Annotated in this window: 10 protein-coding genes; all 10 read left to right on the top strand. The window is 53.5% G+C overall.

The window, feature by feature from the left end; genetic code table 11:
• The 10 genes from OYT1_RS03105 (at position 1) to OYT1_RS03150 (ending at position 13,985) form a co-directional block, all read left to right on the top strand.
• Positions 1-2,700 (top strand): methyl-accepting chemotaxis protein, encoded by a 2,700-nt coding sequence (locus OYT1_RS03105; protein WP_232013219.1) that lies wholly within the window; start codon positions 1-3, stop codon positions 2,698-2,700.
• Positions 2,701-2,737: 37 nt separating this feature from the next.
• Positions 2,738-5,530, top strand: a complete 2,793-nt coding sequence (locus tag OYT1_RS13955; protein ID WP_062625383.1) for a methyl-accepting chemotaxis protein — start codon at positions 2,738-2,740, stop codon at positions 5,528-5,530.
• A gap of 17 nt (positions 5,531-5,547) precedes the next feature.
• Positions 5,548-6,435 (top strand): CheR family methyltransferase, encoded by an 888-nt coding sequence (locus OYT1_RS03115; protein WP_062625382.1) that lies wholly within the window; start codon positions 5,548-5,550, stop codon positions 6,433-6,435.
• A gap of 11 nt (positions 6,436-6,446) precedes the next feature.
• Entirely contained in the window at positions 6,447-7,055 is a 609-nt protein-coding gene (gene cheD, locus OYT1_RS03120) for a chemoreceptor glutamine deamidase CheD (protein WP_062625381.1), read from the top strand.
• Entirely contained in the window at positions 7,055-8,143 is a 1,089-nt protein-coding gene (locus tag OYT1_RS03125) for a protein-glutamate methylesterase/protein-glutamine glutaminase (protein ID WP_062625380.1), read from the top strand. The genes cheD and OYT1_RS03125 overlap by 1 nt, the downstream gene beginning before the upstream one ends.
• Before the next feature lie 15 nt (positions 8,144-8,158).
• Positions 8,159-8,467 (top strand): STAS domain-containing protein, encoded by a 309-nt coding sequence (locus OYT1_RS03130; protein WP_062625379.1) that lies wholly within the window; start codon positions 8,159-8,161, stop codon positions 8,465-8,467.
• Positions 8,468-8,480: 13 nt separating this feature from the next.
• Complete coding sequence (locus tag OYT1_RS03135) at positions 8,481-10,193, top strand: fused response regulator/phosphatase (RefSeq protein WP_062625378.1); 1,713 nt, start codon at positions 8,481-8,483, stop codon at positions 10,191-10,193.
• A 98-nt stretch (positions 10,194-10,291) separates the two neighbouring features.
• Positions 10,292-11,443 carry a flagellar biosynthesis protein FlhB gene (gene flhB / locus OYT1_RS03140; RefSeq protein ID WP_062625377.1) on the top strand — a complete coding sequence of 384 codons (1,152 nt, stop codon included), beginning with the start codon at positions 10,292-10,294 and terminating at the stop codon, positions 11,441-11,443.
• A gap of 48 nt (positions 11,444-11,491) precedes the next feature.
• The gene (locus tag OYT1_RS03145) at positions 11,492-11,980 is read left to right on the top strand and encodes a low molecular weight protein-tyrosine-phosphatase (RefSeq protein WP_062625376.1); all 489 of its coding nucleotides are present in this window, start codon (positions 11,492-11,494) and stop codon (positions 11,978-11,980) included.
• A 16-nt stretch (positions 11,981-11,996) separates the two neighbouring features.
• On the top strand, positions 11,997-13,985 hold the full coding sequence (locus OYT1_RS03150; RefSeq protein ID WP_084611875.1) for a site-specific recombinase: 1,989 nt from the start codon (positions 11,997-11,999) through the stop codon (positions 13,983-13,985).
• The last annotated feature ends 2 nt before the right edge of the window (positions 13,986-13,987 follow it).

Consider the following 13,987-nt stretch of genomic DNA (forward strand, 5'->3'; position numbering starts at 1 on the left):
ATGAACAATATTCGTGTGAATACCCGATTCATCCTGTTGCTGTCTGTCTTTACCGTCAGTTTCTTAGCTGCAGGCTGGGTTGCGATGAGTACCCTTAATCTGGTCAAGGTGGGTGGCTCAATTTATAGCAATATCGTTTTGCAAAAAGACTTGGTCGCGGACATTCTTCCTCCTCCCGAGTATTTGATCGAAGCGAAGCTTAATGCGCTGGAGTTGGCGCGTGCCGAGCCCAGAGATATTCCTGCGTTGATCGCAAAGAGCAAGCAGCTCCGAGAGGAGTACGAAAGCCGCCATCGTTTTTGGGCGGAGAATCTGACCGATGGCGCGATTAAGGAGTTGATGCTGGTCAGCTCCTATCAGCCGGGTAGGGAGTTTCTGGACTTGCGTGATCAACAGCTTATTCCAGCCCTATTGCGGGGTGATAAGCAGGCAGCAGCAAATTTGTTACCGGTGATGGAGCAAAAGTATCTTGCTCATCGTCAAGCGATTGATGCGCTGGTTGTCAAAGCCAACGAAAAGACGAGTCTGGATGAGCGGGATACAGCAGTTGTGATTCAGAGCAGAACGTTGTGGCTGTTAGGGCTTATGCTTTCCAGTGGTGCTATTGCATTGGTGTTTGGGCTGTGGATCGCTCGAAGTTTACTCAAGCAGCTTGGTGGGGAGCCGGGGGCTGCCGTTGAGGTTGCGCGCCGCATTGCAGATGATGATCTTACTGTGAATGTTGAGGTTGCTCAGGGTGACTCAAGCAGCATGATGGCGGCACTGAAAGCTATGCAGGATAAACTGTGGGAGCGCAAGGAGTCTGATCAGCAGACCGCTCGTGAGATGCTGCGACTCAAATGTGCGCTGGATAATGTGAGCATGTGTGTTCGCGTGGCAGACAACGATGGCAAGGTTATCTACATCAATAACGCCTTGCGCGACACTTTGTACAAATACGAAAAAGCCTTCCAACAAGAAAATCCTGCTTTTGCTGCAGATAAGGTCGTGGGGGGGAGTATAGGTATATTTTACGCAGATCCCCAGTCGGCCATTGAACGCTTGCGCCGCTTGAGTTCTACGACCCATGCACGATTACAATTGGGGGGGCGTCAGTATGATGTGATCACCACGCCGGTGATTTCATCCGATGGTGAGCGACTGGGCACAGTGGGCCAGTGGATCGACCTGACGGATCAGATTCGCGCCGAGGAAGAGGTGGGTGAAATCGTACAAGCGGCAGCTTCAGGCGATTTCACGGGTCGTCTTTCGGTCAATGGAAAGTCTGGATTTTTCTTGCAGTTGGCTCAGTCCATGAACTCCCTGATGGAGACTAACTTCGTCGGCTTGAACGAAGTGGTGCGCGTATTGGCGGCGCTTGCCAAGGGCGATCTGACGGAAAGCATGAGTGGGAACTACCAAGGCATCTTTGCGCAGTTGAAGGATGACTCCAATGCGACGGTCGCTCAATTGACCGAGACGATCAGTCGCATCAAAGAGGCGGCGGGGGCAATCAACACTGCATCCAAAGAGATCGCAACAGGGAATACTGATTTATCACAACGTACTGAAGAGCAGGCATCTAGTTTGGAAGAAACGGCTTCTAGTATGGAAGAGCTGACTTCGACGGTGAAGCAGAATGCTGATAATGCGCGTCAAGCCAATCAGCTGGCGGCTGGTGCTTCTGAAGTTGCGGTGCGTGGCGGAGAGGTGGTAGGTAAAGTTGTCCATACCATGAGTTCGATCAGCGAAAGCTCGAAGAAGATCGTGGACATCATCTCGGTGATCGACGGCATCGCGTTTCAGACCAACATTCTGGCACTGAATGCGGCAGTGGAAGCGGCTCGTGCGGGTGAGCAAGGCCGTGGTTTTGCGGTGGTGGCGAGCGAAGTGCGCAATTTGGCTCAGCGCTCGGCCGCAGCAGCGAAAGAGATCAAGGGGCTAATCGGTGACTCAGTGGACAAAGTCAAAGTAGGTACCGAGTTGGTGGATCAGGCGGGCAAGACCATGGAAGAAGTCGTCACCGCTGTGAAGCGTGTGACCGACATCATGGCTGAGATCAGTGCCGCTTCGGTTGAGCAAAGCACCGGTATCGAGCAAGTCAATCAGGCCATCAGTCAGATGGATGACGTGACGCAGCAGAATGCGGCACTGGTCGAGCAAGCAGCGGCCGCTGCCGAATCCATGGAAGAGCAAGCGCAGCAGTTGGCGGCCATGATGGAAAGTTTTCGATTACATAGCGGCTCCCAAGCTAGGGGCTTGGCAGTTGTGTCGAAATCATCCCCATCGGCTGACAAGTTCTCATTCAATGATGCGGTGAACGCTCATATCAAATGGAAGTCGCGTCTGATTGACTATATACGGGGACAAAGTAAGGAACAGTTGGAGGTGGCTAAAGTCTCTTGCGATGACAAGTGTGACTTGGGTAAGTGGCTGTACGGCCCGGCCAAATCCCATGCCAATTTGTCAGAGTATGGTGATTTGAAAGCATCCCATGCCGAGTTCCATCGCTGTGTCGGTGGCATCGTACAGTGCGTGCATGACCATCAACAGGAAGAAGCGATGAGTCGATTGGGCGGTGAGTTCTTCCAGCTTTCCAATCAGACGGTTAAAGCTATCAAATCATTACAATCTAGGGTCACTACAGGTGCATCGACAGAAATTGTGACGAAGCCGCGTAGTAATCAAGGCGCTCAGGTAGAAGACTGGGAAGAGTTTTAATAATAGACGGATGAATTAAGCTCTGAGGAGAGTGAAGATGCGTACAAATTTGCCAGTGACGAACAACGAATATGTGCTTGCAGAGGACGCTATGTTGGTGTCAGGGACTGACACCAAGGGCGTGATTACCTTTTGTGAGAGGAACTTCGTTGAGGCGAGCGGCTATCTTGAAAAAGAGCTGATCGGGCAGCCGCACAATCTGATTCGTCATCCCGATATGCCTATTGAGGCATTCGCGGATATGTGGCATCAGCTTAAGCTGGGCAAAACTTGGACGGGCGTCGTAAAGAATAGGCGTAAAAATGGCGACTTCTACTGGGTATTGGCTAATGTCACGCCGTTGCAGCAGAATGGTCAAATTACCGGCTATATGTCGGTACGCAGCAAGCCGACCCATGATCAAGTGTCACAAGCTGAAAGTGCATACCGTAATTTCCGCAATGGTCAGGCCAGAGGATTGTCGATCAGAGAGGGGAAAGTAGTAAAGACTGGTGTGATAGCAGGCGTGCGTGTCTGGCTCAACCATCTGACGGTTGCTCAACGTCTTTCAGCGGCTTTTGCGGCCGTGTTGGTGCTGTTAGCGATAACGGGTGTTATGGCCTATCGCAACATGCAGGAATTCGGAGAGCAGTGGCATGAATATCGCGCCACTGTTTCTAAGAAGCGAGTGCTGATGGATCACGCTCGAATAGAACTGGGTGACGGTATCCACCATTTCAAGAATTACTTGATTCGAGGTGGCGACTACAAAGAGAAGTTTGTTGCGGATATGGCTGCACTGGAAAAGACAGTGGCTGAGTTCAAGGCTACCTCTGGTTTGACTGAGGCTGAGTCGCAGGCACTGGCGCAGATCAATGAGGGGCGCATCAACTATTTGAAAGCCATGGATGATATGGTGCATTTGAAATCACTCAACAAGAGTATTGGTGAGATCGATAGCGCGATCAAGGGGGCAGACAAGTCGATTGCAGCGGGTATTGATGTCTTGGATCAAGGCATCGGAGTTCAGGGTAAGCAGCGTACCGATACGATCGATCATCGCATAGGTGAGGGTAATCGTAATATGCTGGTCGTGGTCATAACTGCTTTCCTGTTGGGGGCATTCCTAGCCTTTTTGATGGTCAGGAATATACTGGTGCCAGTACGCAAGGCTACGCGTGCGGCTGCCGCGGTGGGTGGCGGGGATCTAGCACATCGTATCGATGCCGAAGGGCGCGGTGACGAGCTGGGTGTGCTGCTCGACGCATTCAAGGCTATGCAGATTCAAATGGGGTACTCGATCAAACAGTCGCAGCAGACAACTTCGGATGCATTGCGCATGAAGATGGCTCTGGACTCGGTCTCGTCGCCAGTGACGGTGTCTGATGACCGCAATGAAGTGATTTACTTCAACGAAGCCATGCGGGGGCAGATTCGCAGGATGCAGCCAGAAATGACGAAGAAGTTCCCTGATTTCAATGAACATGGAATCATGGGGAAGCGAGTGGGGGTCTTCTTCGAAAGTGAGGATCTACGCACGGCTTATGCTGCGCCATTGGATGCCCCCAAGACGTTCGATGTGCCGATGGGCGGGCGCGATATGCGATTGCAGCCCAGCCCGATCTACGACAGCCAGCGCACGTATCTGGGGCGAGTCACTCAGTGGATGGACCGCACCACCGAGGTCGCTGTCGAACGCGAGATCGCTGCAATCATCGAGTCGGCGTCTCAAGGGGATTTTACCCGCCACATTGAAGTGGCAGGTAAAGAGGGCTTCTTCCTCAAGCTGGCGGAAGATATGAACCGTTTGCTGGACACCACTTCGCGGAGCTTGGATGAGGTTGTGCGCGTGCTAGGTGCGCTCGCCCGAGGCGATCTGACAGAGACCATCAGTGGTAATTATCAAGGCACATTCGGTAGGTTGAAAGATGATTCGAATGCCACGGTAGCTCAGTTGACGGAAACGATCAGCCGCATCAAGGAGGCAGCAGAAACGATCAACACGGCTTCGAAGGAGATCGCTTCAGGCAACACCGACCTGTCGCAACGTACCGAAGAACAAGCTTCCAGTCTAGAAGAAACCGCTTCCAGCATGGAGGAGATCACCTCCACCGTGAAGCAGAATGCCGACAACGCGCGCCAAGCTAATCAACTAGCAGCAGGAGCCTCCGATGTGGCTGTGCGCGGTGGTGAAGTGGTAGGTAAAGTGGTCCACACCATGAGCTCGATCAGCGAAAGCTCGAAGAAGATCGTGGACATCATCTCGGTGATCGACGGCATCGCGTTCCAGACCAACATTCTGGCACTGAATGCGGCAGTGGAAGCGGCTCGTGCGGGTGAGCAAGGCCGTGGTTTTGCGGTGGTGGCGAGCGAAGTGCGCAATTTGGCTCAGCGCTCGGCCGCAGCAGCGAAAGAGATCAAGGGACTGATCGGCGACTCAGTGGACAAAGTCCAGACGGGCACGGCGCTGGTGGATCAGGCCGGAAAAACTATGGAAGAAGTGGTTACCGCAGTGAAGCGCGTGACCGACATCATGGCTGAGATCAGTGCTGCTTCGGCTGAGCAGAGCGCCGGTATCGAGCAAGTCAATCAGGCCATCAGTCAGATGGATGACGTGACCCAGCAGAATGCGGCATTGGTCGAGCAAGCAGCGGCAGCAGCCGAATCGATGGAAGAACAGGCACAGCAGCTGGCGGCCATGATGTCCACGTTCAAACTGGCGGGCGAATCTGCTCAACGTAGTCGTGCTCCCAAGGCTCTGTCTGCACCTCCTTCTGCTGAGCGGCGTGGTGCCGCACGGGCACGGCCTGCGATCAGCCAGTCCAGCGAAGAAGAGTGGGAAGAATTTTGATCGGATAGGTGGGTAACATGGCTGATGTCGGAGCATCACTCAAGAGTGGGCGCGAGTTCGAGTTCACGGAGCGGGATTTTGATCGTATTCGCAAGTTGATTTATGCGCATGCGGGTATCTCACTCAACGAAAGTAAACAAGAGTTGGTGTATAGCCGTTTGTCTCGTCGTTTGCGGGCTACGGGGCTTACGACGTTTGGCGAATATCTAAAGCTCTTGGAGAGTGGTAATGAAGAGGAGTGGGAGGCATTCACCAATTCGCTGACCACGAATCTCACGGCATTCTTCCGCGAGCCGCATCATTTTCCCTTACTGGCCGAACATTTGCGGGCGCGTAAGGGCAAAGGGCCGATCAGCTTATGGTGTTCGGCCTCGTCAACGGGTGAGGAGCCGTATTCGATGGCGATCACAGCGGCAGAGACCTTTGGTACATTGACACCTCCGGTGACAATCATCGCAACCGATCTAGATACTCATGTGCTAGAAAAAGCCAGAGCGGGCGTCTATTTGGAAGAACGCATCAGCAAGATGAATCCAGATCTGATCAAAAAATATTTTCAGCGAGGTACAGGCAAGCAGGAAGGTTATGTGCGGGTGCGGCAGGAGTTGCGCAATCTGATCACCTTTCGACAGGTCAATCTGTTGGCGAAGGATTGGCCGGTGCGGGGGCCGCTGGATGCGATTTTCTGTCGCAATGTAATGATTTATTTCGACAAATCTACACAATTGGACATCTTGAAGAAATTCGTGCCGCAGTTACGCAGTGATGGTTTGCTATTCGCTGGGCATTCCGAAAGTTTCCATCACGCCGAAGACTACTTCAGGTTACGAGGTAAAACGGTGTACGAGTTGGCTCCAAAGTACAAAGCCCAGCATGGGGTAGATGAGGCGCGACAACGCAGCTGAAAGGGGATTTCATGGACAGAGCTGTAGAGGAAGTTCTATCGCCGAATCTGTATTTCGACGGTAATTTTAATACCGAGGCAGTCAAGATACTGCCGGGCGAGTATTACATCACCTCGCGCGACATGTTGTTGGTTACGACACTGGGATCTTGCGTGGCAGCCTGCATCCGCGACAAAGTGAGTGGCATAGGAGGAATGAATCACTTCATGCTCCCGGATAACAAGCTCGACTCCAATCCGGTTGCAGGAGCATCGGCACGCTATGGTGCTTATGCGATGGAGGTGTTGATCAATCAGTTGCTGAAGATCGGTGCGCGTCGCTCAAATCTGGAGGCCAAGATATTTGGTGGTGGTAGCGTGTTGCGTGGATTTACCACGGCGAATGTCGGTGCCCGCAATGTGGAGTTCGTGCTTGAGTACCTGCAAACTGAAGGTATCCCCATCGTAGCCGAGGATTTACTGGATATCTATCCACGTAAAGTCTATTTCTTTCCGCGCACCGGCAAGGTGAAAATGAAGAAACTGCGCAACGTTCATAATGACACCATCATTGAGCGCGAACAGTCCTACAGCTCCAAGCTGAAAGCTGCGAATGTTCAGGGTGATGTGGAGTTGTTCTGATGACTTTAGAGGCAATAGCGAAACCTAAAATCAAAGTGTTGATCGTTGATGACTCGGCATTGGTGCGTAGCATTCTAAAGGAGGTCATCAATAGCTTCCCCGATATGCAAACTATCGGCGTTGCTAGCAACCCCTTGCAGGCGCGTGAGTTGATCAAAACGCTAAACCCGGATGTGATGACTCTGGATGTTGAGATGCCGCAGATGGACGGGCTGACTTTCCTCGACAAGGTGATGCGTTTACGCCCCATGCCAGTGCTGATGATTTCCAGCTTGACCGAGCGCAGCTCCGAGGCGGCGCTGAAGGCTTTGGAGTTGGGGGCCGTGGATTTTGTCGCTAAACCTAAGTTGGGAATCGCTGATGGCTTGCGTGGATATGCCGATGAGATCGCTGAAAAGATACGCACTGCTTATGTGACTAATCCTTCTCGCCATAGCCGGACGACAGCCCCGAGTGCCAAAGTGCTGCCATCTTTGGGTAGCAAATTCTCTACCACGGAAAAAGTCATATTAGTGGGGGCTTCTACGGGGGGCACCGAAGCGATCAAGGCATTCCTGATGCCGATGCCTGCGGATTCCCCAGCGATCCTGATTACTCAGCATATGCCGGAGGCATTTACCAAATCATTCGCTGATCGTTTGAATGGATTGTGTCGCATCACAGTGAAGGAGGCAGAAGATGGGGAGCGAGTGTTGCCCGGCCATGCGTATATTGCACCCGGCCATTCCCATCTGCTCATTAAACGTAGTGGTGCGAACTACGTCACTGAGCTGAGTCAGGCTGCCCCTGTGAATCATCACCGACCGTCAGTCGAAGTCTTGTTTCGTTCTGGTGCTCAGCACGCGGGTAAGAATGTACTTGGGGTGATGTTGACGGGTATGGGGAAGGATGGGGCGTTGGCGATGTTGGAGATGCGTCAGGCTGGGGCTTACAACTTCGCTCAAAATGAGGCGACTTGTGTAGTATTCGGAATGCCGCGTGAAGCGATTGCGGTGGGCGCCGTGGATGAGATCGTACCTATACACGAAATGGCGCAAAAAGTGCTGGCCAAGCTAGCGCAGGTGGGCGGTGGGGTAACAAGGGTTTGACGAGGAGAGCGGCAAATGCAAACAAGTGTGCTTGTATCAGGTGGAATAGCCACCGTGGATATCATGGGCAGGTTCGATTTTAGTGCGCATCGAGGTTTCAAGGAAGCTTACGATCCTTTACTTAGTGATGGAAGTGTAACGTCTTTTGTCATTGACCTTTCTGGGGTGGACTATATGGATAGCTCGGCGCTGGGTATGTTGCTTATGCTGCGTGAGCGAGCTCAAGCAGTGAATAAAAAAGTGACATTGAGCAGGCCCAACCATACTGTGTCGCAGATCCTAGACATTGCTAATTTCGCCAAGCTGTTTCCCATCTCTAAATAAAGTCGAGATCACTGTGAGTCAGGCATTGCGAGTGTTGGTGGTGGACGATACGCGAACAAATCGCGTGCTGATGGAAACCATGCTCAAGAAAATGGGACATCTGCCCATGGTCGCCGAAAGCGGAGAGCAGGCCATAACCCTGTTCCGCGAGCATCAGCCAGATGTAGTGCTTGTGGATGTGATGATGCCGGTCATGGATGGTTATGAGACGGTGCGGGCGTTGAGGCGGGTCGCCGATACTTGGATCCCCATTGTTTTTGTCAGTGCCATGGGCGATAGCCAGCATATCGTACGCGGCATTCAGGTTGGTGCTGACGACTACCTCATAAAACCGGTCAATTACAGCATCCTTGAAGTCAAACTGGAGATGCTGCATCAGCGTATCCGTATGGCCGAGCAGTTGGCGGAGCAGAATCGCCAACTCATTGAGCATAAAGCTAAGACGGAAGAAGAAGGGCAGTTGGCGCAAGAGTTCATGCGGCGACTGGCGGCTCTCGACAAAATTCACGATCCCTTGATTAAGTTGCATCTGTTGCCTGCGGAAGACTTTAGCGGCGACTTGATTGCAGTGGCCCGGACCCCCGCAGGACAGTTGCACGTGATGTTGGCCGATAGTACCGGTCACGGATTGACTTCTGCGCTGGCAGTGATGCCCGTGTTGCAGCCCTTTCAAGTCATGTCGCAAAAGGGCTTTAGCATTGCGGCGATTGCCGGCGAGATCAATCGCAAGGTCAAAGAATACCTACCGCAGAATCGTTTTGTCGCAGCAATTTTGCTTTCGCTGGATATCGAGAATCGGCTGGTCGAAGTCTGGAATGGTGGCTGTCCGCCAGCAGTCCTGATGAACTCCGTGGGTGATGTTGAGTGGAAATTTAACTCGACTCAACTACCTTTGGGCATTCTCTCATCAGATCAGTTTGACGGTACGGTCGAGCGCTATTGCTATGGAGAAATGCCGTGTCAGGTATTGTTGTCCTCAGATGGCGCGGTGGACTGTGCGGATCACACGAGTTTGGAGCGTGGTATGGAGCGCTTGCTGCACTCTGCTCGAGAGGCTGCCCCGGCTGATCGACTGGAGGCCATGCTCGAGATGCTGGAAGAGCAGCTGGAAGAGATGGAGTCGCGTGACGACATCGCCCTCATCTTTGTCGATTGCCCTGCTGAGGCGCGCGTCGAGTTAGTGGCTAACACTCCTGTGCCATTAGTCGAGGATAAGCAGGGAGGGGTTGAGAGCATCGAGTGGCAGTTTGATCTGACTTTGACTGCGCCGCAGTTGAAGCGGCTTGATGTTGTGCCACTGCTGCTTAGTCTCGTCAATCAGATCGAGCCAGATAATGTATCAATTGCGGGCAAGTTATTCTTGGTCATGTCAGAGCTGTTCAATAATGCGTTGGATCACGGTCTGCTTAAGCTAGACTCGACGTTGAAACATGACTCGACAGGGATGGAGCGTTACTACGAACAGCGTATCTCTAGCTTAAAGCAGCTTGAAACGGGCGAGGTATTCATTGGGCTGGAAAAAGTGCGTAGCGAGTCTGGCTTGTTTGTGCGCGTGACGATTCGGGATAGTGGGGATGGATTCGACCATCACTTACTGAAGCACGAAAATGACGAAAGCGATGAGCGACGTCATGGTCGCGGCATCGCGCTCGTGCGCAGTCTCGGCAACGATATGGCTTTTGTAGGGAGCGGTTCTGAAGTTCAGGTCAACTTGTCTTTGAGCTGATACTGACCCTGCACTCAATTAGCTGAACTTTCCCTCCTTGTTCTCTGCTTTAAGTTGATAGGATTCAGCGACAATCCTCACCACTGAAGGAGTAGGCAGTGGCAGAAGATAGCGACCTAGAAAAAACAGAATCACCCTCAGAACGACGATTAGAGCAAGCGCGCGAAGAGGGGCAGCTTGCGCGTTCGCGCGAGCTGAATACCTTTGCGGTCATGATGGCGGGCGGGGCAGGGCTGTGGCTGATGGGATCTTCGCTTAACACCAGCATGGTGAAGTTACTGCATGATGGTTTGAGTGTGACTCCTGAGCTGGCGTTCAAGCCTGAGCTGTTGTTGCCACACCTGTTCGACCTTGCTACGTCGGCACTGCTGGCGTTTGCACCGTTGTTGTTGTTACTGCTAGTGGTGGCGTTATTTGCCCCGATGTTGTTGGATGGCTGGGTATTCAGTACCAAAGCGCTGCAACCAAATTTCTCTCGCATGAATCCCTTCTCCGGCATCGCTCGGATGTTCTCCAGTCACGGCCTGATTGAACTCGGCAAAGCGCTTGCCAAAGCGCTGCTGATCGGCGGGATCGCAACTTGGGTGATCTGGAAGAACCGCGAGGTTTACCTGTTACTTTCCACCGAAGCGCCGAAAGTGGCTATTCCGCATCTGGCAACGATGATGTGGAGTTGCTTTTTGGCCATCATGGGCGCACTGGCGATCATCGCCATGATCGACGTGCCATTTCAGCTCTATGAGCACCACAAGAAGCTAAAGATGACTAAGGAAGAGGTGCGTCAGGAAGCCAAGGAAAGCGAAGGCAATCCTGAGGTCAAGGGACGTATTCGCAGTATGCAGCGCGAGATGGCGCGCCGCCGCATGATGGCCGCGATCCCGACCGCCGATGTGGTGGTGACCAACCCGACCCACTTCTCTGTCGCTTTGAAATACAGTGAGAAGGGGATGCGCGCCCCCATTGTCGTTGCCAAAGGCACACATCTGATGGCCGCTCGCATCCGCGAGGTCGCCACCGAGCACAACATCCCTATCCTCGAAGCGCCACCGTTAGCACGTGCTTTGTACAAGCACTGTGAGTTGGAGCAGTCGATCCCCGAAGCACTCTACAACGCCGTGGCGCAAGTGCTGGCCTACGTCTATCAACTGCGCAACTACAAGAAGCTGGGCGGAGCCGCTCCTGAGTTGCCGCACGAGTTGCCGGTTCCCGATGGTATGGACCCCGGTGCGCTGGATAATTCTCCGGCCTGACGTGCCGGATAAGGTAGGATATTCACTCTGCATCATTCAACTCGGTTTATGGGAAAAAACATCAAAACGTCCGTGCTGTTCGTTTGCATGGGCAATATCTGCCGGTCGCCGACAGCTGAAGCCGTGTTTCGTGCACGTGTCGAGGCGGCAGGGCTGGCCAAGCACATCGCTATCGACTCAGCAGGTACGCATGATTACCACATCGGCGAGCAACCGGATGCTCGCACGCAGCGTGCAGCGCGGCAGCGCGGCTACGATATGAGCGGATTGCGCGGGCGACAGGTGGGGCGGGACGATTTTCTTCAGTTCGACTATGTGTTGGCGATGGATCACGCCAACCTTTCCATCCTGCGCGCTTTGCGTCCTGAGCAGGCTGACAGCCATCTTGGATTGTTCCTGGAATTTGCTCGCAGCCACGCTGAACGGGAAGTTCCAGACCCTTACTACGGCGGTGCAGATGGTTTTGAGCGGGTGTTGGATATGGTCGAGGATGCTGCCGAAGGTTTGCTGACGCACGTCCGGCAGCGCTTGGGATGAGGTGGATAAATTGGGGATGACTCTCGAACAGGCTTTGCGATCGTCTCTTCAGGCTGAGGTCGTGCCGGAAATGGCGCTGGCTGCGCTGATCGCAGCGATTCGCCCAGCTTCGCCCACCAATCACGAGGAGTTGGCGCTGCGTTTGCAGGATCTGTGCTGGTTGCTGGAGGAGCGCGCTGACTACCGTCAGGGCTTGCGGCAGGTATTGATGAGCGTGCTGGAGCACGGTCGCCAGATCAGCTTGTACGCGGAGTCGGGCATCCTGCCCAACACGGGCTTTTTCTCTGAACTGTCGCGCCGCATTAGCCGCTTCTTCTTGCCGGATGTGATCGATCGTCGCTACCTCAAGGATATGCTGAGCGTGGTTTTTGCCCGCTCCGACGACTTTCAGTGGTTGGAGAGCATCACACTCGAACAGTGGCAGGTACTTTACGCTGCGCTCAGTCTCCCCAGCTTGCAGGTGAGCGCAGCCTTGGGGCGTACCCGTTACGAGATGCTGGAAGCCGTGCAAGTGCTGTCGTTTCGCATCGCCTCCATTGGCCTTGATCCTGAGTTGCTGCGCAATGAGCCGAGTCTGGAGGAGTTCGAATCACCGTTCCTCACCCAGAACGGCGAGATTCGTAACTATTTGGAAGACTACAAGTGCTGGTTGTTAGACTCGAACTATGTACCGCAGGATGACAAGCATATCCATGTCTTGCTGGGGCAATGCCGCGATGCGCTGACCAAGGTCCGACGTATCGCTTTGCAACGCGGCACCAGCATCACGCTAACTTACAAACTGCGTCGATTGGAGCAGAACATCGCACGCATGGAGTCGCTGATCGGCGTGCTTTCCGATTGGCGCGCCGAGGAGGGTGCATCCCTGTTCATGCGTTCGGTGACGTTGTTGTGTGAGTTGGTGCGCGAAGAAAATCGCAAGAACAACCTGCGCGACCATTTCCGGCAGACGCTGGATCTTCTAGCGTTGCGCGTTACCGAGAATGCTAGCCGGACAGGCGAGCACTACATCACCGAGACTCGTAGCGAGTATTTCTCCATGCTGCGCTCAGCGATCGGCGGTGGTTTAATCATTGCATTCATGGCCATGCTTAAGCTGACCCTAGCCAAACAGCACATGGCACCGTTGAACGAGGCCATCGCATTCTCGCTCGACTATGGCATCGGGTTCATGTTGATACACATATTTGGCTTTACCGTGGCAACCAAGCAGCCAGCGATGACGGCGGCGGCGATTGCCGCCAGTATCGATGAATCTGGCGGTCGGGCGCGAAATCTGGACAACCTAGTGACCCTGATCGCACGCACCGTGCGCAGCCAGATCGTCGCCACCCTAGGCAATGTCGGCATGGTGGTTCCAATGGCCATGCTGATAGGAGCGGCGTTCTATTGGGTGGCGGGCGAGCATTTCATCCCGCCGGAAAAAGCCGATCACTTGCTGGAAAGTATCAGCCCATTGGGCTTGAATTTGTTTTATGCCGCTATCGCCGGTGTTTGCTTGTTCTTAGCGGGGCAAATCGCCGGCTATTACGACAATCTTTGCGTTTATAACCGCATTCCAGAGCGGCTAAAACAATTGCGATGGTTGAGCCGCTTGCTGGGTGAGGAGCGTTTAGGACGCATGGCAGCCTATGTCGAGTGCAATCTGGGTGCCTTAGCGGGTAACTTCTATTTCGGCTTTTTGCTGGGCGGCATGGCATCGATAGGCGTACTGTTTGGCCTGCCGTTTGACGTTCGTCACGTCACGATTTCGGGCGGATATTGGGGATTCTCGTTGGTTGCCTTAGATTTTGCTGTGGAATGGCAGACCGTGATTGTTGCGCTAGTCGGCGTCCTGATGATTGGTTTCGTGAACTTGGCCGTCAGTTTTGGGTTCGCACTTACCGTAGCGCTCAAAGCACGGCAGGTCAGTGTTGAGCAAGGCGGTTGGCACTTGCTGCGCAAAGTGCTGCAACGCTTCTGGCAATCTCCTCGTGAATTCCTGATGCCGCCGCGCAGAGATTAGTC

The organism is Ferriphaselus amnicola, from assembly GCF_000974685.2.
Lineage (GTDB): Bacteria > Pseudomonadota > Gammaproteobacteria > Burkholderiales > Gallionellaceae > Ferriphaselus > Ferriphaselus amnicola.